Genomic DNA, 26316 nt, shown 5'->3' on the forward strand with positions numbered 1-26316 from the left:
CTCATCGCGCGATCGCTTTTCTAGGAGATCGTATGAACTTCGGGAACCTGGGCTTCATGGAGATCCTCCTGATCCTCGTGGTCGTGCTGCTCCTCTTTGGGGCGCGCCGACTGCCGGAGATCGGAGCCTCGTTCGGCAAGAGCATCAAGGAGTTCAAGAAGGGGATTTCCGACGTGGATCGCTCCATCCAGGAAGAGACGCGGCGCGACGCGTTGCCGCCGCGCCCGGCCGAGCCGCTTCATCAGGACGAGGAAGCGCGCCCCGAGCCGAAGCGCCTTCTGTCCTGATCCAGGGAGTGGCGCGGCGTCAGTCAGAGAGGGGAGCTCCCAACGGACGCTCCCCTTCGTCTTGCACGGGGCACAGCATGCCCGCGCCTCCGTCCCCTACACGAGAAAGGGCGCCACCTTCGTGGCGCCCTTCATCGTTACGGCCAAGCCCGATCCTCAGCTCGTCTGCTGGCGCGCCGCGGCGTTGATCTCCTTGCGGTGATCCTCGACCTTGGCCCCCTTTCGCATCTCGTTGAGGAAGGTGCGCACGCGCAGCTGCTGCATGGCGGAGGTGGCCTCACGGCGCTGCTGCTCCTTTTGCGCTTCCCACGTGGCCTTGTTGGCTTCCACGCGACGGTCAACACGCAGCACGAACACCCCCTGATCGGTGACGAGCGGGGCGCTCACTGCGCCGAGGGGAAGGGTGAAGGCCGCACCGATCGCCGCGTTGAACCGCCCCAGCCCCGCCACGAACTGCGGGCGCGTGAACGTCTCTGACTTGCTGACGGTGAGCCCGGCGGCCGCCGCGGCGCTCTCGAGCGTCGACCCCGCGGCGGCCTTGGCCAGCGCCTGCGCCTTGGGGAGCAACGACTCGGCCTTCTTGCGCCCAATGAGCTGGCGGCGAATGTCGTCCTTGGCCTGCTCGAAGGTGGGAACGCCGCCTTCGAACAGCGAGTCGAGGCGCGCCAGGTAGTAGGCATCGTCGGCGTCGTACAGGTCGCTCGACTCGCCCACGCGCGCGCCGCCGAAGGCCCACGCGGAGACGCTTGGGATGGCGCGTCCGTTCGCCGCCTGCGCCGGCTGTCCCTCGACAGCGGTAACCACCTGCGGCGTGAGAGCGAGCGCCTTGGCGGCGCTGTCGAACTTTTCCTTCCGGTCGGCGGTCGCCGCCATGCGCGAAAGCGAGTCAGCACGCCGGTCGGAGCGGAGCGCCGACGAATCAGACTGCTGAATGCGCAGGAGGATGTGCCGCATGGTGAGCGTGTCACCCTTGCGCTGGTCGACCTTGATGAGGTGGTAGCCGAACTGCGTGAGCACCGGCTGTGAGACCTCGCCCGCCTTGAGCGCGTACGCCGCCGTCTCGAAGTCCGGAACGAATCGTCCCTTGCCGCCGGTGCCGAGCGAGCCGCCCTGGGCGCCGGAGATGGTGTCTGCCGACTCCCGCTTGGCGACATCCTCGAACTTGGCGCCGCCGAGGATCTCGTTGCGGAGCGCCTCGGCGCGCTGTCGCGTCGCCACCGTGTCGCTCGCCGTCAGGGCGCGCGGAACCTCGACCACTGAAAGGACGGCGCGTCCGGGACGGGTGAGCTGCTCCTTGTACTTGTTGTAGAAGTCACGCAGCTCGCTGTCCGGGATCTTCACCGTCGAGTCGGGCACCGTGGACGCATCGAACGACACGAAGCTCACCTGCGCCGAGTCGTTGAGGTCGCGATAGACACTCCAGAGTTTGGTATCGGGGACGAAGACGTCACCCGCCAGCTGGTCGAACAGCTTGGCGCGGGGGATCTCCTCGCGATAGTAATTCTCGAGCTGGAGCAGGACCCCCTGCGACCTCGCTGCCGCGCTCCCGATGAACCGCCGATACTTCTGGATGTCAAAGCGTCCGTCGGTCTGGAAGTCCGGGCTCTGCATGAGCTCGGGCGGCGGGCTCTGCTGCGCGGCCTCGACGATTTCCTGGTCCGAGACCACGATGCGGCGCCGCTTGTACTCCTGGTTCAGCAGGACACTGGATACGAGCTGCTCGAAGGCGCGGTCCTCGATCTGCCGGCGTTCGTCGAGCGTCAGCCCCCGCCCGGTGGTCTGCTCTTCCTGCTTGGCCAACGAGTTCGATAGGTTGGCCCAGGAGAGATACGGGATCTCGACGCCGTTGACTTCGGCGACAGCCGTGGAGGTGGTGATCGGGGCGCTGCCGATCCCCAGGAGGCCCGAGGTTTCGGCGAAAAGGAAGACTCCGACGAAGCAGATGACGATGAACAGCCAGATCCACTTCGCCGAACTCCGCATCTGTTGGAGCACGGGGCTATTACTCCTGCTGGAACACGAGGTGAGGCGGGGGTCGAGAGCCGCGAAAGCTATTTGTGATCTGCGCCTAAAATCAAGTTAGCGTGTCACTTCTGATCGACTTGCTCGTCTCACACACTGAGCACCGAAACGTTCCACTTGGGCGCCACATCTGGCGCGACGACATCGAGGGCTAGGCATGGCCACGTCCGCCCGACTCGACGAGCTCAAAAAGAAGTTTGACGAGAATCCGCGCCGCTATTTCGCGCCGCTCGCCAACGAGTACCGCAAGCTGGGGGACCTGACGCAGGCCATCGCCCTGTGCCGGACGCACCTCCCCAACCAGCCGGGCCACATCAGTGGGCATATCGTCCTCGCCCAGGCGCTCTACGAAGCGCGGGAGTTGGGTGAGGCGCGCTCCATATTCGAGGCCGCGCTCGATCTCGATCCCGAGAACCTGATCGCGCTGCGCTTTCTGGGCGACATCGCGCGCGAACAGGGCGAGCCCGGTTCGGCGCGCGGCTGGTACGAGCGCGTGCTGGAGGCCGACCCGCGCAACGACGAGATCGCGCAGCTGCTCTCCGAACTGGCGCAGAGCGCACCCTTCCAGGCCACCGCCGACGTGGCGACCGTGAGTGCGCTCGACTCCGCCACCGATACCGTGGTCCCGTCCTACGCGGAGCCGGAAAGCGCCGACAGCGCCGTTCCCACCTTCCTCGCGGCACCGTCCGACTTCGACGGCTCGACCGCCGAGCCCGGGTTCGACGCGCCCCCCCCCGCCGAGTTCCAGGCGAACGCGATCATCGGGGCGCACGACGCCCACGTGAGCGAGTCCCCGCCTGATGGCCTCGCACTCGCCCACTCGATCCCCGCCCTGGCAGAGCTCCACGAAGAGTCCGTCGCCCCGCTGCCTGACGCGCCGCAGGCTTCGGCCTTCTCCGATGAAGCGGTTGGCGAGGTGTCGCCAGCCCCTACCGAGGACCTGCACGAGGTTCTCGCCTCGCACGACGATCCGTTCTTCGGTGGGACATCGTCGCACAGCGGGTTGGACATGGGCGACCTGGAAGCGGTCGCCGAACCGACGGTGGACGACTGGTTCAGCGCCCCGGCCGGCGGCAGTGTGCATGAAGTTGCGGCGCACGCCGACTCCGACCCCGCCGCCTTCGACGATTCGTTCTTCCCCGACCTGTCGGCGGCCACGCCGGTCGCGTCCCCGCTGGTTCCCGAGCCGGCGTCGCTGTCGTTTGCTCCCCCCGCCGAAGTGGACGTGCAGGCACCGACGCCGCCCTTCGTGCGCGCCGAGGAGGAGCGCGGCTCCATCCCGACGCCGGCGTTCCTGGCGTCGATTGCCGCGGACCCAACCGCGCACGACCACGCGCCTCCAGCCGTCCCGGAAGCGATTCCCGCCGCACACTTCGAAGGAACGGCGAGCGAGCTGACGGCCGAACCGGCCGAAGTCGTGGATTGGCACACGGCGCCAACGCCGATCGACTCGCCGGCCATTGCCGAACAGCCAGTCGGCGAGTCCACGTCGGAAGCCAGTGAGGTCGCCGAGCCCGCCGCGGTGGAAAGCTCGAGCGAGTTTGCCGACTTCAACGCGTGGATTGCGGTTGCCGACTCCGAGTCTGCCCCCCCCGCGGAGACCGCCGAGGCGGTGACCGCAGAGGCGGTGACCGCCGAGGAGGAAGCGAGCGCCGAGGTCGTCGTCAGCGAGGGTGCTTTCGCGCCGGATCCTGAGGCGGACGCCGAGCCAGAACCCGTGCAGGCACTGGGCAGCACGACCGAGTTCGAGACCGAGGACGACTACCCGGCGTTGGCCAGCGAGGTCGCCTCAGCGGCGACGCCGTCCGACTTCATTCTCGAGGACAACGCCTTCGTCCCTCCTTCGCCCAGCGAGGTCACCTACATCGCCAGCAGCATCTCGGCCCCGCTGGAAGAGGTCGATGCCTACAGCGCGGGTGCGCCGGAGATGAGCGCCCACGAGCCGTTCCCCATCGAGGGGGAGCGCGAGCGCGAACTGGAACCGTTCGAGCCGGCGCTGGCGGGGTGGGGGACTTCGCCGCTCGACGCCGCGGCCTCGATGGAGCGGCCGGAGGAGCACGAGGAGTTCGTGGTCCCGGTGGAGGGGCTCGTGTCCCGCGAGACGCTCGCCGACCTGGCGGCGATCGCCGCGGCGAGCGAAGCGTACGAAGCAGCGGAAGCCGTCGAGCCTTCCTCCGTCATCGAGGCCAGCGCGCATGCAGTGGACGAAGCGGCGGCGGTGACTGGAGAGGCGGAGGCAACGCCTGCCGTTGCGGCTGGCGAGTCGCCCGCCTTCGTCACCGAGACGATGGCCGAGCTGTACCTGCAGCAGGGGTTCCACGGCGAGGCGCTCTCCATCTATCGTCAGCTGCTGGCGCAGCAGCCTAACGATCTGGCGCTGCGCGATCGCGTGGCGGCGCTGGAGCGCGGCGCGTCGTCGGCGGTGGTGGAGGGGCTTGCGCCGCGCGACATCGTCGATCGCCACGGGCAGTCGGTGCGCTCGTTCTTCCTCCACTTCGCGCGCCGGGAGCCTCGCCACTCGGCGGCGACGAGCGGGGAAGACAACGGCGAGTCCAGCGACCCCTTCGGGGTCACCGAATCGTCCGGCTCGCGCACCCCTTCCTTCTCGGGCGTCGCCACGCGCGAGGAGGCGCTCACCGTCCCTGATGCCCCCGCCACGGCACCGCATGAGGCGCCGACGCTGTCGGAACTGTTCTCCGCGGGCACGGTCTCGGGCGCGGATGACAAGGCGGCCTCGGCGCTGGCGTCGGCGTTCGGCTCCGGAGAAGGCGGCGGTGTCAGCGCTCCGTCGGAGTCCAGCGAACGAGAGTTGTCACTCGAGCATCTGTTTCGCGATGTTCCAGAGCGCTCGTCGGGCGCCGTGACGCTCGACGAGTTCTACGAAGGCTCTTCGCCGGGAAGCTCCGCCTCACCGTCGCCTGATGGCGAGGGGGGCGAGGAACGCGACGCGGACATCGAGCAGTTCACGGCCTGGCTCGAAGGCCTCAAGAAGAAGTGAGAATCGCAGTCCTCAACGGTCCGAACCTCAACCTGCTTGGCCGTCGCGAACCCGCGCTGTACGGGACCACGACCCTTGCCGACATCGAAGCCCGGCTTTGCGCAGTTGGCGCGGAGCTGGGCGTCGACGTTTTCTGCGCCCAGCACAACGGGGAAGGGGAGCTGGTCACCGCCATCCAGGGGCTGCGCGGCGTTACGCAAGGCGCCCTGATCAACGCCGGCGCCTACTCGCACACCTCGCTCGCCATCCGCGATGCGTTTGCAGCTGCCGAGGTCCCGTTCGTGGAGGTCCACCTCACGAACATCCACGCCCGCGAGCCGGAGCGGCGTCACTCCATGCTGGCATCGGGGGCGGTGGCCGTGCTGTGCGGCTTTGGCGCCATCGGGTACGAACTCGCGCTCCGCGGTCTCGTCGCGCGCCTGACCGAACGTGAGTAGCCGCCGGGCGGCGCGCCTGGGAGCACTCGTGGACCGCCTCGTGGTGCAGCACCTCGACGGCGTCCTCGTCTCGTCGCTCCCCAACATCCGCTACCTCACCGGCTTTTCCGGCTCCAACGCGCTCCTCTTCGTCTCGCCGCGCAACGTCTGGCTCATCACCGACTTCCGCTACCAGGTGCAAGCCGCCGCGGAGGCTGGCGACGTGGCCGACGTGCGGATCGAGACCAGCTCGCTCTGGACGGGGCTCTGGAACCTCCTCGCGCCGACGCCCGGGCAACAGGCGCTCGGCTTCGAGTCTGCGCAGCTCGTGCACCGCGATTTCCAACGGTTGCTGGAACAGGGCGCCCGGCATCACTGGCGAGCGACGACCGACCTGGTGGAGGAGCTGCGGCAGCAGAAGGACGCGGAGGAGGTCGCGCTCATCCGCACCGCCGGCGCCATGGCGATGGAGGCGCTGCGCGAGACGCTGGACGCCGTGCGCGTGGGGATGACCGAGCTGGAGGTGTGCGGGATGCTGGAGCGCGCGTTGCGCCGCTCGGGGAGCGACACGCACCCGTTTCCGCCGATCATCGCGTCCGGTCCCCGGTCGGCGCTTCCGCACGCGCGGGCGTCCGACCGGGCTATTGCGCCGGGAGAGTTTCTGTTGTTGGATTTCGGGGCTTCGACCGGTGGCTATTGTTCAGACGTGACGCGGACCGTGGTGGTGGGACGCGCGGACGAACGGCAGCGCTCGACCTACGACGCGGTCCGGGAGGCCAATGAAGTGGCCCGGGAGCGTGTCCGGGCCGGCATGCGAGGGCGTGAGGGCGATGCGCTCGCGCGCGAGGTGCTGGAGGCGCGGGGGCTTGGCGAGTTGTTCGGCCACGGGTTGGGGCATGGGATCGGGCTGCAGGTGCACGAGGCCCCGAGGCTGTCGCGGTTGGCGGAGGAGGTGCTTCCGGTTGGCTCGGTCGTTACCATCGAGCCGGGGGTGTACGTGCCGGAGTGGGGGGGAGTGCGAATCGAAGACGACGTTCATCTGGGCGCCGACGGAGCCGAGCTTCTCACGCACTTTTCGCGGGAGCTTCTCGAACTGACCTGAGCGCCCGAGCCGGCGGACCTCAATGGCTGATATGATCGACCTACGCTACGTGAAGAAACTGATCGAGATGCTCGACGGCTCGACCGTCGACTCGGTGGAGATCTCCTCGGACAAGGGGATGAAGATCCGCATCTCGAAAACCCCGCAGCAGCGCGGGGCGGTACAGATCCCGACGCCGGTGGCCATGCCAGCGCTGATGCCGTCCTCGCCGGTAGGGCGCATGACGCCGACCGAGCCGGTGCCGGCGATCGCCGAGCCGGAGGTCGCGACGCGCTCGGAGGCGCCCAGGGCCAACCTGCTCGAGGTCAAGTCGCCGATGGTCGGGACGTACTACGCGCAGCCCGAGCCGGGCGCCAAGCCGTACGTGAGCGTCGGGCAGCGCATCGAGAAGGGCGAGACGCTGTGCATCATCGAGGCGATGAAGATCATGAACGAGATCGAGTCGGAGTTTTCGGGGGTGGTGAAGGAGATTGTCACGTCCGATTCGCAGCCGGTGGAGTACGGCCAGGTCCTGATGCGCATTGATCCGAATGGGTAACCCGATTCCGGCGCCGGAGTCGCCGTCGCCAGCGGGGAGCCCCGCGGGGGCCAGCGCGCCGACCGCGACGGGGGCTGGTGCGCCGCGCGCCCCCTTCAACTTCAAGGCGATCCTGCAGCAGATGGTGCAGCGCAGTGCGTCCGACCTTCACCTGAAGGTGGGGCGGCCGCCCACGTTGCGTATCAACGGAGACCTGTCGCCGCTCCCGCTCCCGGCCCTTCGGCCCGAGGACCTGAGCACGCTGGCGAAGGAGATCATGACGCCGAAGCAGGTGAAGGAGTTCGCCGAGTTTCGCGAGGCGGACTTCGCGACCGGCGTTCCGGGGATCGGGCGCTTTCGCGTCAATGCCTACCAGCAGCGCGGGACGATCGCCTTCGCGATCCGAACCGTGCCGCACCAGGCCAAGTCGATCCAGGAGCTCAACCTCCCGCTCATCGTCGACGACATCGCGATGATCCCGCGGGGGCTCGTCCTCGTGACCGGGGTGACGGGGTCGGGGAAGTCGACCGCGCTGGCGTCGATGCTGCAGGTCATCAACGAGAAGCGCTACGCGAACATCATCACGATCGAGGATCCCATCGAGTTCCTGCATCGTGACATCAAGTGCCACATCAACCAGCGCGAGGTGGGGACCGACACCGGTTCATTCGCGCAGGCACTGCGGCGCGTGCTGCGACAGGACCCCGACGTGATCCTGATCGGCGAGATCCGCGACCTCGACACGCTCGACACGGCGCTCAAGGCGGCAGACACGGGGCACCTGGTGTTCTCGACGTTGCACACGACGGACGCCACGCAGACCATCAACCGCATTCTCTCCTTCTACCCGCCGCACCAGCAGAACGAGGTGCGCTTTGCGCTGTCGAACGCGCTGGCGGCGGTGGTGTCGTTGCGCCTCGTGCCGCGCGCCGACAAGCCCGGGCGTGTCCCGGCGTGCGAGGTGCTGATGAACACGGCGGCGGTGCGCGAGCAGATTCGCGACGTCTCCAAGACGCTCAACATCCCCGACCTCATCAAGGAAGGGACGGTGCAGTACGGGATGCAGAGCTTCGACCAATCGCTCATGGCGTGGTACACGAAGGGGACGATCTCGTACGAGAACGCGCTGTTTCACGCCACCAATCCCAACGAGCTGGCGCTGCGGGTGCAGGGCGTCGCGGGCTCGAGCGACACCTCCTGGGACGAGTTCCAGACCGACGAGACCGCGTAGGTTCCGTCGTCCACGCGCCGGGCCCCGAGAATCACCATGTTCAAGAAAGTCCTCGTCGCGAATCGCGGAGAGATTGCGCTCCGCGTGATTCGCGCCTGTCGAGAGTTAGGCATACAGACGGTCGCGGTCTATTCCGAGGCCGATCGTGAGTCGTTGCACGTGCGCTTTGCCGATGACGACGTCTGCATCGGGCCGGCGCCGGCACGGGAATCGTACCTCAAGATCCCGCGCCTCATCGCCGCGGCGGAGATCACGGGGGCCGATGCCATCCACCCGGGCTACGGTTTCCTGGCGGAGAACGCCGAGTTCGCCGAGACGTGCGTGGCGTCGAACATCGCCTTCATCGGCCCGACGGCCGAGCAGATCCGCGTGATGGGCGACAAGGCGGCGGCACGCAAGGCGATGCTGGAGGTCGGGGTGCCGATCGTTCCCGGGACGCCGGGACCGATCGAGGATCCCGACGCGGCGCTGGAGTTCGCGAAGGAGATCGGCTTTCCGGTCATCATCAAGGCGGCGGCCGGCGGCGGTGGGAAGGGGATGCGCGTGGCGAAGGATGTCGACGAGTTCCTGCGCTCGTTCTCGCTGGCGCGTTCCGAGGCGCTGTCGGCGTTTGGGAACGGCGACGTGTACGTGGAGAAGTACCTCACCAGGCCGCGGCACATCGAGTTCCAGATCCTGGGTGACACGCACGGCAACGTGATTCACCTGGGCGAGCGCGATTGCTCGGTGCAGCGCCGGCACCAGAAGCTGATCGAGGAGGCGCCGTCGCCGGCAATGACGCCGGAGCTTCGCGCGCGGATGGGCGAGGCGGCGGTGCGCGGCGCCAAGGCCATCGACTATGTCGGCGCCGGGACGATCGAGATGCTTCTCGACGAGGACGGGTCGTACTACTTCATGGAGATGAACACGCGCATCCAGGTCGAGCACCCGGTCACGGAGCAGCTGACGGGGGTGGACCTGGTGAAGGAGCAGATTCGCGTTGCGGCTGGCGAGAAGCTCTCCGTGCTCGAGCTCCCCACGCTGCGCGGCCACGTCATCGAGTGCCGCGTCAATGCGGAGGATCCCGCGCGCGGCTTCCAGCCCTCGCCGGGGCGCATCGAGGCCTTCCATCCCCCCGGTGGCCCGGGGGTGCGCCTCGATACGCACGTGTACGCCGGCTACACGGTGCCGCCGTACTACGATTCGCTGCTGGCCAAGCTCGTGGTGCAGGGGCGCGATCGCGAGGAGGCGCTCACCCGCATGCACATCGCGCTGGAGAGCTTCATCATCGAAGGGGTCACGACGACGGCGCCCTTCCTGGCGCGCGTGATGACGAACACGGGGTTCCGCGCCGGGCAGGTCGACACCAAGTGGCTCGAACGCGAGATCGCGGGGATCCTCAAGGAAGGGGGCTGAGTGCGGCTGGACGTCTTTTTCGGCGCGCAGGGGATGACCGGCGCCGACGTGCAGGGGCGCGTGGCGGTGGTGATCGACGTGTTGCGAGCGTCCACGACGATCGCGGTCGCGTTGCACAATGGGGCGCGCACGGTCATCCCCTTCGAGAGCGCCGAGGAGTGCATCACGCGCTCCAAGTCGTTCGAGCGCGGACAGTGCAAGCTGGCCGGGGAACGCCGCAACCTCATGGTCCCCGGCTTCGATCTCGGGAACTCGCCGCGCGAGTTCACGCGCGAGGCGGTGGAGGGGAAGACCATCCTGTTCACGACGACGAACGGGACGGTGGCCCTCATCGCCGCGCAACCGGCGCGCGAGGTGCTGGTTGGCGCCTTCGTGAACGTCACGGCGGTGAGCGCCATGGTACGCGCCGCCGCCAGGGCGCGGCATGACGTGGCCATCATCGCCGCCGGAAGCGAGCGCCACTTCTCGCTCGAGGATGCGGTGTGCGCGGGGCGCTTCGTGCGCGCCATTCGCCGCGGCCTGTCCGACATCGACCTGAACGACGGGGCAACCGCCGCGTTGCAGCTGGAGAAGCGATATGGCGCCGACCTCGGGCGCCTCCTCGCCGATGCCTCCCACGGCCGGTCGCTCACCGACTCGGGGTTCGGCGAAGACCTCGCCGTGTGCGGAAGCCTCGACGCCTATCCCGTCATCCCCGTGTACCAGGACCGGCAGATCACCAAGGTCGGTCCCGACCGGGAGCGGTAGCGTGCCGCATAACCTGAGGCGCGAGGTGACGGGGATCGCGCTCATTGCGCTCGCCCTCTTCATGGGCGGCGCCCTCGCCCTGCAACCGCTCCCGCTCGACACCGCGTGCACCTCGGCGCGGGGGATCTTTGGCCCGGTGGGGGGCTGCCTCAAGGGGGCGCTCCTCTTCGTGCTGGGCGCGCCGGCCGCGACGATCCTGGCCTTCATCCCGCTGGTGCACGGCCTGCGCCTGCTCGACCGCATGCGGTGGGAAACCGACCGGCGCTGGCTCCTCTTCCTCGCCGGGCTGGTGGTCATCCTCCCCATCGTGGTCGGCCTCGCCACCGGGACGGAGCGACACACCGACGGCCCGGCCGGCATGTGGGGCGGGTTCGTCGCCTTCTACCTGCGACGCGCGTTAGGCATGGGGGGGGCGTGGCTGGCCGTCTTCGTGCTGGCCAGCGCCCTCACCGCGTGGACGCTGCGGTGGAACCCGCTCACCACGCGCGTGGCACTCCCCCGCGTTGCGGCTGGCGGCACGTCGCCCGAGGCGCTGGCCCTGGAACCGCCGCCCGAGGAGATGCCGGCCATCGAGGGCGACGCGCGGGAGGGTGGCGAGCGACGGCGTGCGAAGCGCGCCGAAGCCATCGAGCGCGCAGGTGCCGAGCACCTGGCGGCGAGCGAGAGCGAGGGCGGGGGCACGGCGGCGCCCCGGAAGAAGGCGGCGAAGGCAAAGCTTGAACCGCTCCCCGTTGCGCAGGACTCGTCCCCCACGGTGCCGCTCGTGGAGGAGAGTGATGCGCTCGAGGACCGGATCCCCGAAGCCGAGCTGCTCTCGCCACCTCCGGCGGGGAACGTCGACGTCGGTCGCAAGGAGATCGACGCGATGGGGGTGAAGCTCATGGAGGCGCTGCGGACCTTCAAGGTCGACGGACGCCTGGCGGGGCAGACGATCGGACCGGTGGTGACGCAGTTCGAGGTGGAGCCGGCGTCGGGGGTAAAGGTGCGACAGTTTGCCAACCTGGCCAACGACCTCGCGCTGGCCATGCGCGCACCGAGCATCCGCGTCGTGGCCCCGATTCCCGGGCGCGGGGCGGTCGGCGTGGAGGTGCCGAACCCGGTCCCGCAGATCGTCTCGTTCCGCGAGCTGATCGAGGCGCGGGAGTTTCAGCAGGCGCGCATGGCACTCCCCATCGCGTTAGGCAAGGACCTCGAGGGGAAGGTCGTCGTGGCCGACCTGGCCAAGATGCCGCACCTGCTCATTGCCGGGGCCACGGGGTCGGGGAAGTCGGTGTGCGTGAACACGATCATCACGTCGCTGGTGTACCGGCACAAGCCGGACACGCTCAAGTTCCTGATGGTCGACCCGAAGATGGTCGAGCTCTCGGTCTACAACGACCTTCCACACCTCCTGCACAAGGTCATCACCGACAACCGCGACGCTGCCTACGTCCTCAAGTGGGCGGTGATCGAGATGCAGCGTCGCTACGAACTCCTGGCGGCGAATGGGGCGCGCAACATCCAGGACTTCAACAAGCGCATCGTCGATGGCGGGTCGCTCGTGCTGCCGACGCGCCCGGAGGTCGCCTTCGAACGGCGCGAGTACACCGAAGGGATCCTTCCGTACGTGGTGGTGGTGATCGACGAGCTGGCCGACCTCATGATGACGGTGCAGGGCGAGGTGGAGACGCCGCTGGCCATGCTGGCACAGAAGGCACGGGCGATCGGGATCCATATCATCCTTGCCACGCAGCGGCCGAGCGTGAACGTGATCACGGGGTTGATCAAGGCGAACTTCCCGAGCCGCATCGCCTTCCGCGTCGCGTCGCAGGTGGACTCGCGCACGATCATCGACGGGATGGGGGCGGAGTCGCTGCTGGGCAACGGCGACATGCTGTTCATCCCGCCGGGGAAGTCGGAGCCGCAGCGGTTGCAGGGAGCCTTCATCCCCGGCGACGACACCGAGCGCCTCATGCACTGGTTCGACGCGCGCAGGATCGCCAAGCGAGCGGCGCGCGCTTCCAAGGGGCTCCCCGACGAGGAGCTGGCGCGTCCCGACATCATCGCCGAGGTGAAGGCACAGGAAGCGATCGACAATGCGGAGGATGGCGACGGCGACGTGGGCGGCCACGAGGATCGCGATCCGCTCTTCCGCAAGGCGGCGGAGACCTGCATCCAGCACCAACTCGGCTCGACCTCGCTCCTGCAGCGCCGGCTGAACGTGGGCTATGGGCGCGCGGCGCGCATCATCGACCAACTGCACGCAGCGGGCGTGCTGGGGCCGTCGAAAGGGTCCAAGCCCCGCGACATCCTGATCGGGCTGGACGAGCTGGACCGGATCGCCGGGCCGGACGACAGCTGACACTGGCCTAACGCGCGACAGCGATCGGCGCCTTCGCGGGTGCGGTGGCGTGTGGCGCGCGCCGCGACGTGGTGCGCCAACGAGGCGACGTGACGCGGCGCTGCGGCGAACGCGCGCGAGCGCAGAGGAATGATCCCATCTGCAACGGAATGGTCCGGTGCCCCGCGCGACGGGGTGCTAGCGTAGGGTCGTGACGACGGACCTGCAGCGTTTCGGGATCGAGGGGGAGGCAGTCGCGGAGCGGTGGCTCCGGCTTCGGGGATGGCGCGTGGTGCAGCGCCGGTTCCGGAACGGGCATCGCGACATCGACCTGGTGGTCGAGCGCGACGGGACGGTGGCTTTCGTCGAGGTCAAGGCGCGCCGCGGGGCGTGGTGCGGGGGGCCGGTGGAAGCGGTCAACTGGCGCAAGCGCAGGGAGTTGGTGCGGTCGGCGTCGATCTGGATCGATCGTTTCGGCAAGCGAGGCGAGGCGTATCGGTTCGACGTGATCGGGGTGATCATCGACGGGCGAGGCGTTCGTGTACGCCATGTGGAAAACGCCTTTGACGTTCCAACTCGTACTTGATCGCGGAGAGGGGGTTTCGTATTTTGTTCGGGGTATCGAATCGTTCGCGCCACCCGGTAGATTGCCCGCGTGGCCAGGGCCTCAACGACTCACCAACTGGGTGAATCATGGCGGTTTCGGCAGTGCAAGACGATCGCAGGAAAGCACTGAGTCTGGCCATCTCGCAGATCGAGAAGAACTGCGGCAAGGGGTCGATCATGCGGATGGGTACGGAGAACCGTATCCGCGTGGAGTCGATTCCGACCGGGGCGATCAACCTCGATGCGGCGATCGGCATCGGTGGGATCCCGCGGGGCCGCATCACGGAGATCTACGGGCCGGAATCGAGCGGGAAGACGACGCTCTGCTTGCACATCGTGGCCAACGCGCAGCGTGCCGGCGGAGTGGCGGCGTTCATCGACGCCGAGCATGCGCTCGACATCGAGTACGCGAAGAAGTTGGGCGTGGACGTGGAGAACCTCCTCGTCTCGCAGCCGGACACCGGCGAGCAGGCGCTTGAGATCTGTGAGATTCTCGTGCGCTCTGGCGCGGTGGACGTGGTGGTGGTGGATTCCGTGGCAGCGCTGGTCCCCAAGGCGGAGATCGAGGGGGACATGGGCGATTCGCACGTCGGCTTGCAGGCGCGACTGATGTCGCAGGCGCTGCGGAAGTTGACGGGTGCCATTGCCCGGTCGCGAACCTCGGTGATCTTCATCAACCAGCTGCGCGAGAAGATCGGGGTGATGTTCGGGAATCCGGAGACGACGACGGGGGGCAAGGCGTTGAAGTTCTACGCGTCGCTCCGTCTCGACATCCGTCGCATCGGGCCGGTGAAGGACAAGGAGGAAGTCATCGGCTCGCAGGTGCGGGTCAAGGTGGTGAAGAACAAGGTGGCGCCTCCGTTCAAGCAGGCGGAGTTCGACATCATGTACGCCGAGGGGATCAGCCACACGTCGCTCCTCGTCGACATCGGATCGGAGTCCGGCATCATCGAGAAGTCGGGTGCCTGGTACAGCTACAACGGTCAGCGCATCGGGCAGGGGCGCGAGAACGCAAAGCTGTTCCTCAAGGACAACCTCGCGTTGCAGAAGGAGATCGACGAGAAGGTGAAGGCGGTGCTCGGTATCACGAAGGGGGACATCCCGGCCGATATCGAGGTCGCGGAGGAATAGCGGGAGATACGGCGCGCGCATCGGGGAGTTTGGCCGAGCTGCGCTGGGAACGCCGGCAGGAATCTGGGGCCGGAGGGTTGTCTTCTGAGGATGTTGGGGCCCGGTACCCCACATTGCTCAGCGGGCCTCCCTCCGGCCTCTCTTGCTTCGCGTGGCGACGCTCGACGACGAGAAGCCTGATCCCGCGACGGCTGGGAACGAGAAGCCTGCCCCACCGAACGCTGGGGACGAGACAGGCGAAGGTGTGACGTTTGGACCGGTCGATGAGGGGAAGGGGGCCAGAGAGTGATGAGGTGAGCGCTATGTCGGATCGAGGCGATCAGGAGCGAGGTGGAGACGCTGCCTCCGGCGCGGGGCGGGGGCGGGGCGGGGGCGTGCGTGGAACCGGGAAGCGTGACGGCGTACGGCGCGCATTGGGCGAGGTGGACGAGGTTCCGGCGGGGCGCGTCAGTGGGCTCCAGGAGCGGCGTGCGGGGAGTGCGCGATTCGTTGTCGCAGTCGACGGGCGTCCGGTGGCAACCGTTTCCGCAGAACTGGTCGCCGAGCTGGGACTCAAGGTCGGCGCCGACATCGATACGGCCGGCGCCGATCGGCTGCGGTTGGCGGCGGCCCGCCTCGCGGTATTCGACAAGGCGGTGGAGCTGTTGGCGGTTCGGGCTCGCAGCGCGCGAGAGCTTCGGCTGCGATTGCGACGAGCGGGAGCCGCCGACGATGCCATCGTCGAGGCCATCGTGCGGCTGCAGGCGCTTGGCGTGCTCGACGACCGCGAGTACGCTCGCCAGGTCGCGCGTTCGCGCGTGGTGGGCGGGGGAGTCTCGAAGCGCAGAATTGCGGAGGAGCTGCAACGGCGGGGGGTGACGCGGCGCGTCGTCGACGAGGCGATCGCCGAGACGCTTGACGAGGTGGAGCTGGACGAGGAAGGGGCGGCGCGCGCGGCGGCGGAGAAGCGACTGCGATCGCTCCGCTCCTACGATCTCCCCACACGGCGCAAGCGACTGTACGCCTTCCTGGCGCGCCGGGGATATGCGCCCGACGTCGTAGCTCGTGTGCTGCGCGACGTGATGGGGCGCGCCGACGCGCCACTCGAGGGTGGTGAATCGGGGGACGACGACGTTGGGTCCGAGCTGGGTGAGGAGTAGCGTCCGGGCGCCTGCCTCGGCGCCGTCGGCTTAAGAAACGCACCGGGGGGCCGCTATATTGGGGGCCATGCGTGCCTCCGATATTCGCTCCCGATTCCTGGCGTACTTCCAGCGCAACGCGCACGCCGTGTTGCCGAGTTCGTCGCTCGTCCCCGGTGATGATCCCACGCTGTTGTTCACCAACGCGGGGATGGTCCAGTTCAAGAAGGTCTTCCTCGGCCTCGAGGTCCCGGCGACCGGTCGTCGCGCGGCGACGTCGCAGAAGTGCGTCCGGGCCGGCGGCAAGCATAACGATCTGGAGCAGGTTGGCCACACGGCGCGGCACCACACGTTCTTCGAGATGCTGGGGAACTTCTCCTTCGGCGACTACTTCAAGCGCGATGCGATTAGGTTCGCGTGGGAGTTCGTCACCGGGCCGCAGTCGGAGGGGAACCTGGGCATCGATGCTCGGCATGTGCGGGTCTCGGTCTTCCGCGAGGACGACGAGGCGCGCGCGTTGTGGCGCGAGATTGCCGGGCTCCCTGACGCTCGCATCTACGGCCTGGGGGAGAAGGACAACTTCTGGCAGATGGCCGACACTGGGCCGTGCGGTCCGTGCTCGGAGTTGTACGTCGACTTGGCGCACCTGTCCAACGACTGGGCGTTCCCTGCGGGGGCCTCAGGCGAGTGGACGGAACTGGACCGGACGGAGTTCTCGACCGATGCTTTCGTCGAAGGGGCAGAGGCGGGGCGCTTTCTCGAGATCTGGAACCTGGTCTTCATGCAGTTCGACCGGCAGCCGGATGGGACGTTGGTCCCGCTCCCCAAGCCTTCGGTCGACACGGGCGCGGGGTTGGAGCGCATCGCGGCGGTGCAGCAAGCGGTGACGAACAACTTCCACACGGACGTCTTCGCCCCAATGCTCGCCGCGATCGAGCGGACGGTGGGGCGCCCGTACTGCGGCTTTGCGCCTGACGGATCGCGCATCCTCGACGAGCACAGCGCGTCGTATCGCGTCCTGGCCGACCACGCGCGCGCGGTGAGCTTCCTCCTGGCGGACGGCGTCTTTCCGTCGAACGAGGGACGTGGATACGTGCTGCGTCGCATTCTGCGACGGGCGGTGCGCCACGCCTGGCTCCTCGGGCGTCGCGAACCGACGCTGGTGCACGTGGTGCAGTCGGTGATCGACGAGATGGGAGAGCAGTACCCCGAGCTGCGGCAGCGTGCGTCGCACGTGCTGGAGACGACGCGCGCCGAGGAGGAGCGATTCCTCGCGACGATCGAAGGGGGGATGTCGCGCTTCGACCAGTTGGCGCCCGCTGTGGGGTCGACGCAGGGGTCGACCCACCTGCGCGGGACCATCAGTGGCGAGGACGCATTCAGGCTCTACGACACCTATGGCTTCCCGATCGACCTTACCGACCTGATGGCGCGTGAGCGTGGCTACGCGGTGGACATTGCCGGCTTCGAGGCGGCGTTAGGCGCGCAGCGGCACCAGTCGCAGGAGGAGCGTCGGGCCCGGAAGCTGGGCGTGGTGGCTGACGAGCTGGCCGATGCAGCGCGCTGGGAGCGGACGGGGGCGGGGGCGTCGGCCTTCGACGACACGCAGTTCGTCGGCTACGACGCGGTGGAGATCGAGTCGCAGGTGACGGCCGTCCGGCGGCTCGACGACAACCGCGTCGCGGTGATGCTGCGCGAGACGCCGTTCTACGCCGAGTCGGGGGGGCAGGTGAGCGATCGCGGCGAGATTGTCGGGACCGGGTGGCGCGTGGACGTCGATGACGTGAAGAAGATCGACGGTCGAATCGCCGCCATCGGGAAGCTGACGGGGGCGATCGACTTCGGGACGGCGACGGCGCGCGTTCCCAGCGATCGCCGTCGCGACACGGAACGCAACCACACCGCCACGCACCTCCTGCACTCGGCGCTGCGCGCGGCGTTAGGCGAGCATGTGCACCAGGCAGGATCCCTGGTGGCGCCCGATCGCCTCCGTTTCGACTTCACGCACCATGGCCCCATCAAGCCCGAGGTGCTGGACGAGATCGAGCTGGCGGTGAACCGCGGGATCTGGGCGTCGGTCGATGTGCGCACGGAGCAGAAGGGGTACAAGGCGGCGGTCGCCGAGGGGGCGATGGCGCTCTTTGGCGAGAAGTACGGCGACGTGGTGCGCGTGGTGAAGATCCCGGGGCTCTCGGTGGAGCTGTGCGGGGGGACGCACGTGCGCAATACGGGGCAGATCTCGCTGTTCAAGATCCTGGGTGAGACCGGCGTGGCGGCGGGCGTTCGCCGCATCGAGGCAGTGACGGGGCCGCGCGCGTTCGAGGTGATGCGCGAGCGCGAGCGGACGCTTTCGCGCGTTGGCGAGCTGCTCAAGGCAACGCCGGAGACGACGATCAAGCGCGTGCAGGGGCTGCTCGACGATCGCAAGGTGCTGGAGAAGCGGCTCGACGAGGCGATGAAGGGGGGCGGCGACCAGGTGAAGTCGCTGATCGCGGCGGCACCGGTGGTGGAGGGCTTGCGCCTTGTCGCCTCGATGATGCAGGCACCCGACGTGAAGACGCTGCAGGGGCTGGGCGATGCCTTGCGCGAGCAACTGGGGAGCGGCGTGGCGGCGTTAGGCGCGACGTTCGAGGACGGGAAGAGTACGATCCTCGTCGTTGCAACCGACGATGCGCGCGATCGTGGTGTGCGCGCCGACGCGGTGATCAAGGAGCTTGCGCAGGTGGCGGGGGGGCGCGGCGGCGGAAAGCCGCACATGGCGCAGGCGGGGATTCCCGATGCCGCACGGATTCCCGAGGCGCTGGCGGCGCTGGAGCGCACGGTCCGCAATCTCCTTGGCGCGTGACGTCACCCGCGGTTCTCGACTGGCTCGCCGAGCGCGACTCGGCATCGCCCGCGGCGCTCGCGTCGCGGGTGCGGGCTATCGCCGCTGCGCATGCGGAGAGCGCTGCAACTGGCAGCGTTGCAACTGGCAGCGTTGCAGCTGGCAGCGCGGCGACAGGCGACGCAACGGCCGCCGAGCTGCTACGCGCGGCTGGGGCGGTGCTCGAACGGTTGTTGCGCGACCAGGAGACGGAGCGTGCGAGCGCACTGGAGCTGCTCGCCGCCGATGCGCTCGCCACGTACGCGATGGAAGCGCTCGGCGATTGCCCCGAACGGCTCGAGGCGCAGTGCGAGCACGCCATGCGCTACTTCGCCGAGCGCGCGGATACGGCGTGATCGACCTGCACACGCATCTCCTGCCGGGCGTCGACGATGGCTCACGCACGCTGGACAATTCGGTGCGTGTGCTGGAGCGGTTTGTCGCCGACGGCGTCCACACGGTTGCCTGCACGTCGCACCTCAACGCGTCGCAGGCGGGGAGCGCACCGGTGGCGGCGCATGCCGAGCTGCGCGCGCAGCTGCAAGGCGCGGCGCCCGATGGCATCCGGCTGCTGCAGGGGTTCGAGATCATGCTCGATCGCCCCGGCTGCGACCTGACGGCGACTGGGCTGCACCTTGGTGAATCGCGCGCCGTCCTGGTCGAGTTTCCGCGAAGCGGGCTCCCCGCCGAGTCGACGTCTGAACTGCTGCGGCTGCGAGCGGCCGGACTTGTCCCCGTCATCGCGCATCCCGAGCGCTATCGTGGAGCCACGCTCGACACGGTGCGCGAGTGGCGCGAAGCTGGAGTCGTGATCCAGGGAGATGCCATGGCCCTCCTGTCGACCGGGCCGGTGACGGCGCTGTCGCGCGCGATGCTCGAGGAAGGACTCTTCGACATCCTGGCGAGCGACAATCACGGGGACCGGCGGACCCTGGCGACGGTGCGGCAGTGGCTGCGGGAGTTTGGGGCCGATGCGCAGGGTGCGTTGCTGACTGAGGAGAACCCGCGCCGCGTCCTCGCGGGGGAGGTGGCGGTGCGGGTCCCCCCGGTGACGCGGGAGCGGACGCTGTGGGAGCGCTTGCGGGCGATGTTCGCGAGACGTTAGGCACGTCGCCGGCTGGTGTGGCCGGCGGTACCTTCAGGGGACGATGCGGCAGCCGTGCGTGGCGGGCCGCATCGCAACAGGAGCAACGAGGGGACGATGGACCAGTTCGAGACAATGGCCGGAGCGCACGCGTCGACGCGATTGCGCGACCTGGCGGCGCTGGCCACGCGCACCGCGGAGGCGCTCGCGCCCGACATTGCGCGGGCGGCTTCCCTTGTCCGCGCAACCCTGGACCGCGGCGGAACGCTCTTCTTTTCCGGAAACGGCGGCTCGGCGGCCGATGCGCAGCACATGGCCACCGAGTATGTCGTGCGTTACATGCGCAACCGGCGGGCGCTTCCCGCGATTGCGCTCACGACCGACACCTCGCTGCTGACGGCGGCGGGGAACGACTTCGGCTTCGACGAGATCTTCGCGCGCCAGGTCGAGGCGTTGGTGCGACCGGGCGACCTCCTTATCATCCACTCAACCAGCGGCAACTCGCCGAACGTGCTGCGCGCCGCCGACGTGGCCCGGGGCAAGGGAGTGGCGGTGCTCTCCCTTTCGGCGCGGGACGGAGGGGCGCTGCGCGAGCGGTCGGACGTTGCCCTCGTCATCCCCACCGACCGCACCGACCGGGCGCAGGAGATTCACCTGTGCGTGCAGCACCTGATCTGCGAGGTCGTGGAGAACGCGTTAGGCGACTGACCGCCTGCCGCCCCCTGCCTCGGTCGCAGGGCGCTGCCGATGCTCGGCGACCGCACGCCCTGGCCCTCACTCAAGACTCTCCTCAGCGCACATGTTCTCTCTCTCCGGCAAGCGTGCCCTCGTGACTGGCGGCTCCCGCGGCATCGGGGGCGCGACGACGCGACTCCTCGCCGAGTGCGGCGCCGACGTAATCGTCCACTATCGCTCGCGTACTGCCGAGGCCGAGGCCATGGTGCGCTCGGTGCGCTCGCTGGGGCGCGAGGCGATGGCGATCTCGGCGGAACTGTCGGATCGCGCGGCGGTGGATGCGATGTACGCCGAGGTGGGGCGCACGTGGGGCGGGCTGGACATCTTCGTGGCGAACGCGGGGATCTGGCCGGAGGAGGATGTGGCGGTGTCGGACATGTCCGACGATCGCTGGCGCCGAACGGTGGCCGAGAACATCGACGGGATGTTCTACTCGACGCGGGGAGCGTTGCAGCTGATGCGGGAAGGGGGGCGCATCGTCCTGGTGAGCAGCACCGCGGGACAGCGCGGGGAGTCGTTCCACGCCGACTACGCGGCGTCGAAGGGGGCGATGATCTCGTTCACGAAATCGGTGGCGATCGAGGTCGCGCGCCGTGGCATCACCGTCAACTCGGTCGCACCGGGGTGGGTGGACACGGAGATGTGCGAGGGGGCGTTTGCCGACGACGGTCGCGCGCGCATCTCGGCGGGGATCCCCGTGGGGCGCGTGGCGACGCCGGCCGACATCGCCGGGCCCATCGTGATGCTGTGCCTTCCCGAGGCGCGACACGTGACGGGGGAGATCCTGAACGTGAATGGGGGGAGCGTCCTGTGCGGGTAGTGGCGATGGTGTTCACGGGAGGGACGATCTCGATGCGTTTCGACGCCGGGGTCGGCGGCGCCATTCCGTCGTTAGGGGCGGACGAGATCGTGGCGGCGGCGCGCGGCATCGAGCACGTCGCCGAGCTGCGTGTGGAGGAGTGGGGGCGCTTTCCCGGACCGCACATGACCGTGGAGCGGCAGTGGGCGCTGCGCAACCGGCTGGTGGCGCTGGTGAACGACCCGGCGATCGATGGCGTGGTCGTCACGCACGGGACGGACACGATCGAGGAGTCGGCCTATCTTGCCACGCGGTCTATCGCGACGGAGAAGCCCATCGTCTTCACGGGGGCAATGCGCAACGCGAGCGAACTGTCGTGGGACGGTCCGGCGAACCTCTCCGACTCGGTGCGCGTGGCGGCGTCGGACGATGCACGCGGGCATGGGGCGCTCGTGATGCTCAATGGGCGCGTCTTCTCGGCGCTGGACGTGACCAAGGCGCACACGCACCTGCTGGACGCGTTCGAGAGCCCGGGGCTGGGCCCGATTGGCGTGGTGGACGACGGCGAAGTCGTCTTCCGGCGCACGCTGCCGCCCTTTGCTCCCATCCTCGCGCCGGCGACGCTGGCGACGCCAGTCGACCTGATCACGGCGTACGCTGGCGCCGACGCGCGCTTCGTGGACGTGTCGCGCGCCACGGCGAAGGGGCTGGTGGTCGCCGCGCTCGGGCGGGGGAACGTCCCCGTGGCGATGGCCGAGGGAATTGCGCGCTGCCTGGCTGACGGGGTCCCCGTGGTGGTGGCATCGCGCGCGCCGCGCGGACGCGTCGGCACGACGTATGGATACGCGGGGGGCGGGCGCCAACTGGCGAATGCCGGGGCGATCTTCACGGGATCGCGCCGGCCGCAGCAGGCACGCATCGACCTGATGCTGGCGTTAGGCGCCGGGTGCTCGGGCGACGCGTTGCGAGCCGTCTTCGACCACTGACCGCTGCCTCATGCCGACCACGCGCGCGCGACCGGAGCCGTCGCCGATCCTCGATCCGCCGCACGAGGTGCGGGAGATCGCGCGCACGCTGGAGGCGGCGGGGTACGAGACGTGGTGCGTGGGCGGCGCGGTGCGCGACGCGCTGCTTGGGCTCCCGCACCTGGACTGGGACCTGGCGACGGCGGCCACCCCTACACAAGTCAAGCGAGCCTTCAGGCGCACCGTCCCGGTGGGCGAGGCATTCGGCACCATCGGCGTGCTGGACCGGCACGGGCGCATGCATGAGGTCACCACCTTCCGGCGCGACGTGCAAACCGACGGGCGGCACGCGGTCGTGGAGTTTGGCGCCTCGCTCGACGACGACCTGGCGCGTCGCGACTTCACGATCAACGCCATCGCGTACGCACCGCTCTCCGCCGTCCTGTACGACCCCTACAACGGAAGGGAAGACCTGGCACGCGGCGTGGTGCGGGCGGTGGGACAGGCGCGCGAGCGCATGGTCGAGGACCGGCTGCGCGCACTGCGGGCGCTGCGCTTTGCCGGGCGCCTGGGCTTTCGCATCGAGCCGTCCACCTGGGCGGCGATCGTGGAGAGCGCCCCGCACCTGCCGCGGCTGTCGCGCGAGCGCGTGAAGCAGGAGATGGAGAAGACGATGGAGCAGGTGGCACTCCCGAGCCGTTCGATGGTGCTGTGGCGGAGCGCGGGGGCGCTGCGCGCGCTGGTTCCCGTGCTCGACGCCCAGCCGCACTGGCTTGCCTACGCCGCCGACGCCGTGGCGCACCCCGACGCCACGCGCAGCGGGGGGCGCAAGCGGCGGCGCACGCTGTTGCGGCTGGCGACGCTCTTCGTGGGGCTGCCGCACGACGCCGTGGTGCGGACGCTGCGGGAGCTGCGCTTCTCGAACCGTGACGTGGACTGGATCGCCGCGCTCGCGGTGCAGGCGTCGGCGTTGCGCCCGCCGCTGCGTGCAGCGCTCGAGGGGCCGGGCGCGCCGGGTGTTTCCGCGTCGCCGGCAGATGCAACGCTGCGCCGCTGGGCCGCCGACGCGGGGCGCACGCGGCTCGCCGACACGATGCGCGTCGCGATGGCCGCACTGGCGGCGGAGGTTGCCCATGGCGCGCGCGACGGCGACCAGGAGCCGTGGGGCGACGGGGGGGACCTCGCGCTGCGGAACGCGGCACCGGCGCGCGCCCGCTCGCTCTACCGCCGCGCCCTGCGCGTGGCCTATCGCGATCCCGTCGACGTCGCCGACCTGGCCGTGGATGGCGACGACCTGCTGCGCGAGGGAGGGGTGTCGCGCGGGCCGGCGTTAGGCACCACGCTCCGCCGCCTGCGCGATGCGGTCGTCGACGACCCTCGGCGCAATGACCGTGCAACGCTGCTGGCGCTGGTACAGGCGTGGAACGCCGAGGCGGCGGCGCTCGGCGGGGAGGGGGCGTAGATGGTGTTCATTCGCGGGCCGCACACCGATGCAAGCATCTGGCGTCACTTCAGGGGCGACGGCGACGGCTTCACCTTCGGCGAGCGCGACGGCGTCTGCGAGACGATCGTCATGGCCAACGCCGATCGCGTCGTCGAACTCTTCCTCGCCCTGGCGGAACACCTCCCACCAGCAGTCGCAGTCGAGGTGCACGACCACCGATCGCTCTCCCACTGGCGTGGCGAGGACCTGGCGCTCGTCGACGTGCGCGACGCCGTGGCGCGCATCAAGGGGGCGCTGGCGACGTTCGCCGGCGCGGAACTGACGCTCACGGGGAGCGACGACCAACTCACGATCACTCCCAACCTCGAACTCTTCGTCTACGGGCGCACGGATCGCTGGCTCTACCTCCTGCAGGGAAAGGGGCTGCGGCGCCGGCGCGAGCTTCGCCCCCGCAGCTGGCGCCTTGCAGCTGGCGAGTTCGCGCCGGCGCCGGCCATGTCGTCGTCGCTGGCCGACGCGGTCAACCGCCTGGGGTTGGAACGCGTTTCCACGGAGCCCGCACCGGCGACGCCGTCGCCCGGGCGCGCCACGGACGCACCAGCGCTCGACGCCGACCGAGACGCCGGTGAGGTGCGCCCGTGAAGGGCAAGCGCACGTCGGCGCGCGCCGAGGGCTCGCTCTTCGCGCCGCCCCCCTCCGCACAGCCGCTCGCGGCGCGCATGCGCCCGCGCACGCTCGAGGAGTACGTGGGGCAACAGCACCTTCTCGCCCCCGGCAAGCCGCTGCGCGAGGCGATCGAGAAGGGCACCGTCACGTCGATGATCTTCTGGGGGCCGCCAGGGACCGGGAAGACCACGCTCGGCTTCCTCATCGCGCGCTATACGGACCGCGAGTTCGTCCCGTTCTCCGCCGTCACCGAAGGAGTTCCGCGCGTGCGCGAGATCATCGCCGAGGCCGAAGGGCGGCTCGCGATGGGGCGCGGAACCGTGCTCTTCGTCGACGAGATCCATCGCTTCAATCGCGCGCAGCAGGACGCCTTCCTGCACGCCGTCGAGCGCGGCGTGGTCACCCTGGTCGGCGCCACCACGGAGAACCCGTCGTTCGAGTTGAATGGGGCGCTCCTGTCCAGGGCGCGCGTGCTGGTGCTGCAGCCGCTGGCCGTTCCCGAACTCGCCGGCTTGTTGCAGCAGGCGGTGGACGATCGCGAGCGCGGGCTGGGCGCGTTGCAGCTCACGGTGGAGGACGGGGCGCTGGAGTGGCTGGCACGCGAGGCCGACGGCGACGCGCGCCGCGCCCTCAACGTCCTCGAGGCGGCAGCGACGCACGTCGGGGGTGGCGGACGCCTCTCGGTGGAGACGCTGCGCGAGGCGATGCAGCTGCGCGTGCAACGCTACGACAAATCGGGGGAGGAGCACTACAACCTCATCTCCGCCTATCACAAGGCGCTGCGCGGGAGCGATCCGCAGGGGGCGCTGTACTGGCTGGCCCGGATGATTGCCGGCGGCGAGGACCCGATGTACATCGCGCGCCGCACGATCCGCTTTGCCGCCGAGGATGTGGGGCTGGCCGACCCGCAGGCGCTCACCGTCGCCCTCGCGGCGCGTGACACCTACCACATGCTCGGCACGCCGGAGGGGGAACTCGCGCTGGCCGAGGCGGCGGTGTACCTCGCGACCGCTCCCAAGTCCAATCGGGTGTACGAGGCGTGGAAGGCGGCGATGGACCTGGCGCGCGAGCATCCCGCCGAGCCGGTGCCGCTCCACATCCGCAACGCACCCACGCGCCTGATGAAGGAACTGGGATATGGAAAGGGGTACCAGTACGCGCACGCCGTCCCTGAGGCGTACACGCCGCAGGAGTACCTGCCGGACGCGCTGCGGGACACGGTGTTGTACGAACCCGGCCCCTACGGCTTCGAGAAGGATATCGGCAAGCGCATGCAGTGGTGGACTGACCTCAAGACCCGGATGGGAGGCGGCGGCACGGCCGACACGCCTTCCGCGGAGGAATGACATGAACGCCAGGTGGTTTGGTGCACGGACGGTGGTGCAGGCGATGGTACTCCCGGCGATGCTCATCGCCTCGGCCTCCTGCGCGTCGTTAGGGCGCGCGAGCTTCGAGGAGCCGATCGTCACGTTCAAGGACGCGCGCGTCACCGGGCTCGGGGTGGCCGGCGGCTCGATCGAGATCGTGCTCGACGTCTACAATCCCAACCACTACCGATTGGAAGGGACGCGCCTCACGTATCAGGTGATGGTCGACTCGACACGGTTCGGCGAGGGCGAGTATACCACGCGCTTCGGCGTCGACGAGGGGAAGACGAACGAGGTGCGCCTCCCGCTCTCGTTCACGTACTCCGGCGTGGGCGCGGCCGGCCGCATGCTGATGCAGACCGGGACGGTCCTGTATCGCGTCGTTGGCGACTTCACCGTGCAGACGCCGCTCGGCTCGTTCACTCGGCCGTACGACCAGACGGGACGGTTCTCGACGCTTCAGGGGAACTCGCGCGAATAGCGAGGTCCCGCACCGGCGGCGC

General features: G+C 69.0%; 23 protein-coding genes. 22 read left to right on the forward strand and 1 reads right to left on the reverse strand.

All coding sequences use genetic code 11. From position 1 onward, the window contains the following. The first annotated feature begins 32 nt into the window (after positions 1–32). Entirely contained in the window at positions 33–287 is a 255-nt protein-coding gene (gene tatA / locus IT359_19155) for a twin-arginine translocase TatA/TatE family subunit (protein MCC6931118.1), read from the forward strand. 156 nt (positions 288–443) lie between these two features. Here the strand turns inward: tatA and IT359_19160 are convergent, their stop codons facing one another. After that, the gene (locus IT359_19160; protein ID MCC6931119.1) at positions 444–2282 is read right to left on the reverse strand and encodes a peptidyl-prolyl cis-trans isomerase; all 1839 of its coding nucleotides are present in this window, start codon (positions 2280–2282) and stop codon (positions 444–446) included. A 184-nt stretch (positions 2283–2466) separates the two neighbouring features. Between IT359_19160 and IT359_19165 the strand changes: the two genes are divergently transcribed. From IT359_19165 to IT359_19265, 21 genes are all read left to right on the forward strand, one after another. Beyond that, positions 2467–5307: a tetratricopeptide repeat protein gene (locus tag IT359_19165; GenBank protein MCC6931120.1), complete on the forward strand. Its 2841-nt coding sequence runs from the start codon at positions 2467–2469 to the stop codon at positions 5305–5307. Then, positions 5304–5744, forward strand: coding sequence for a 3-dehydroquinate dehydratase (locus IT359_19170; protein MCC6931121.1), 441 nt, complete (start codon positions 5304–5306; stop codon positions 5742–5744). The genes IT359_19165 and IT359_19170 overlap by 4 nt, the downstream gene beginning before the upstream one ends. Then, a complete protein-coding gene (locus tag IT359_19175) occupies positions 5737–6825 on the forward strand; it encodes an aminopeptidase P family protein (GenBank protein MCC6931122.1) in 1089 nt (362 codons plus the stop codon). The genes IT359_19170 and IT359_19175 overlap by 8 nt, the downstream gene beginning before the upstream one ends. Positions 6826–6856: 31 nt before the next feature. After that, the gene (gene accB, locus IT359_19180; protein ID MCC6931123.1) at positions 6857–7363 is read left to right on the forward strand and encodes an acetyl-CoA carboxylase biotin carboxyl carrier protein; all 507 of its coding nucleotides are present in this window, start codon (positions 6857–6859) and stop codon (positions 7361–7363) included. Continuing rightward, complete coding sequence (locus IT359_19185) at positions 7356–8573, forward strand: type IV pilus twitching motility protein PilT (protein ID MCC6931124.1); 1218 nt, start codon at positions 7356–7358, stop codon at positions 8571–8573. The genes accB and IT359_19185 overlap by 8 nt, the downstream gene beginning before the upstream one ends. Positions 8574–8609: 36 nt before the next feature. Then, complete coding sequence (gene accC, locus IT359_19190; GenBank protein MCC6931125.1) at positions 8610–9968, forward strand: acetyl-CoA carboxylase biotin carboxylase subunit; 1359 nt, start codon at positions 8610–8612, stop codon at positions 9966–9968. Beyond that, positions 9969–10715: a 2-phosphosulfolactate phosphatase gene (locus tag IT359_19195; protein ID MCC6931126.1), complete on the forward strand. Its 747-nt coding sequence runs from the start codon at positions 9969–9971 to the stop codon at positions 10713–10715. 1 nt (position 10716) lies between these two features. Beyond that, positions 10717–13056: a DNA translocase FtsK 4TM domain-containing protein gene (locus IT359_19200; GenBank protein ID MCC6931127.1), complete on the forward strand. Its 2340-nt coding sequence runs from the start codon at positions 10717–10719 to the stop codon at positions 13054–13056. Between the two features lie 190 nt (positions 13057–13246). Further along, the gene (locus IT359_19205) at positions 13247–13621 is read left to right on the forward strand and encodes a YraN family protein (protein MCC6931128.1); all 375 of its coding nucleotides are present in this window, start codon (positions 13247–13249) and stop codon (positions 13619–13621) included. Positions 13622–13728: 107 nt separating this feature from the next. Continuing rightward, positions 13729–14772 (forward strand): recombinase RecA, encoded by a 1044-nt coding sequence (gene recA, locus IT359_19210; GenBank protein ID MCC6931129.1) that lies wholly within the window; start codon positions 13729–13731, stop codon positions 14770–14772. A 512-nt stretch (positions 14773–15284) separates the two neighbouring features. Then, positions 15285–15911, forward strand: coding sequence for a RecX family transcriptional regulator (locus IT359_19215; GenBank protein MCC6931130.1), 627 nt, complete (start codon positions 15285–15287; stop codon positions 15909–15911). A 67-nt stretch (positions 15912–15978) separates the two neighbouring features. Continuing rightward, positions 15979–18735 (forward strand): alanine--tRNA ligase, encoded by a 2757-nt coding sequence (gene alaS, locus IT359_19220; protein ID MCC6931131.1) that lies wholly within the window; start codon positions 15979–15981, stop codon positions 18733–18735. Further along, positions 18732–19109 carry a hypothetical protein gene (locus IT359_19225; GenBank protein MCC6931132.1) on the forward strand — a complete coding sequence of 126 codons (378 nt, stop codon included), beginning with the start codon at positions 18732–18734 and terminating at the stop codon, positions 19107–19109. The genes alaS and IT359_19225 overlap by 4 nt, the downstream gene beginning before the upstream one ends. Then, positions 19106–19858 (forward strand): hypothetical protein, encoded by a 753-nt coding sequence (locus tag IT359_19230; protein ID MCC6931133.1) that lies wholly within the window; start codon positions 19106–19108, stop codon positions 19856–19858. Before IT359_19225 ends, IT359_19230 begins: the two co-directional genes overlap by 4 nt. A 54-nt stretch (positions 19859–19912) precedes the next feature. Continuing rightward, positions 19913–20545 (forward strand): SIS domain-containing protein, encoded by a 633-nt coding sequence (locus IT359_19235; protein ID MCC6931134.1) that lies wholly within the window; start codon positions 19913–19915, stop codon positions 20543–20545. A 91-nt stretch (positions 20546–20636) separates the two neighbouring features. After that, the gene (locus tag IT359_19240; GenBank protein ID MCC6931135.1) at positions 20637–21392 is read left to right on the forward strand and encodes an SDR family oxidoreductase; all 756 of its coding nucleotides are present in this window, start codon (positions 20637–20639) and stop codon (positions 21390–21392) included. A 32-nt stretch (positions 21393–21424) separates the two neighbouring features. Continuing rightward, complete coding sequence (locus tag IT359_19245; GenBank protein ID MCC6931136.1) at positions 21425–22357, forward strand: asparaginase; 933 nt, start codon at positions 21425–21427, stop codon at positions 22355–22357. A gap of 10 nt (positions 22358–22367) precedes the next feature. Continuing rightward, on the forward strand, positions 22368–23798 hold the full coding sequence (locus tag IT359_19250) for a CCA tRNA nucleotidyltransferase (GenBank protein ID MCC6931137.1): 1431 nt from the start codon (positions 22368–22370) through the stop codon (positions 23796–23798). Continuing rightward, positions 23799–24422, forward strand: coding sequence for a hypothetical protein (locus tag IT359_19255; GenBank protein MCC6931138.1), 624 nt, complete (start codon positions 23799–23801; stop codon positions 24420–24422). It abuts the gene before it with no gap. Between the two features lie 77 nt (positions 24423–24499). Beyond that, positions 24500–25792, forward strand: a complete 1293-nt coding sequence (locus IT359_19260; protein ID MCC6931139.1) for a replication-associated recombination protein A — start codon at positions 24500–24502, stop codon at positions 25790–25792. A gap of 1 nt (position 25793) precedes the next feature. Continuing rightward, entirely contained in the window at positions 25794–26294 is a 501-nt protein-coding gene (locus tag IT359_19265) for an LEA type 2 family protein (protein ID MCC6931140.1), read from the forward strand. Positions 26295–26316 lie beyond the last annotated feature (22 nt).

The sequence above is a fragment of the Gemmatimonadaceae bacterium genome (assembly GCA_020852815.1).
In the GTDB taxonomy this organism is placed as follows: domain Bacteria; phylum Gemmatimonadota; class Gemmatimonadetes; order Gemmatimonadales; family Gemmatimonadaceae; genus SCN-70-22.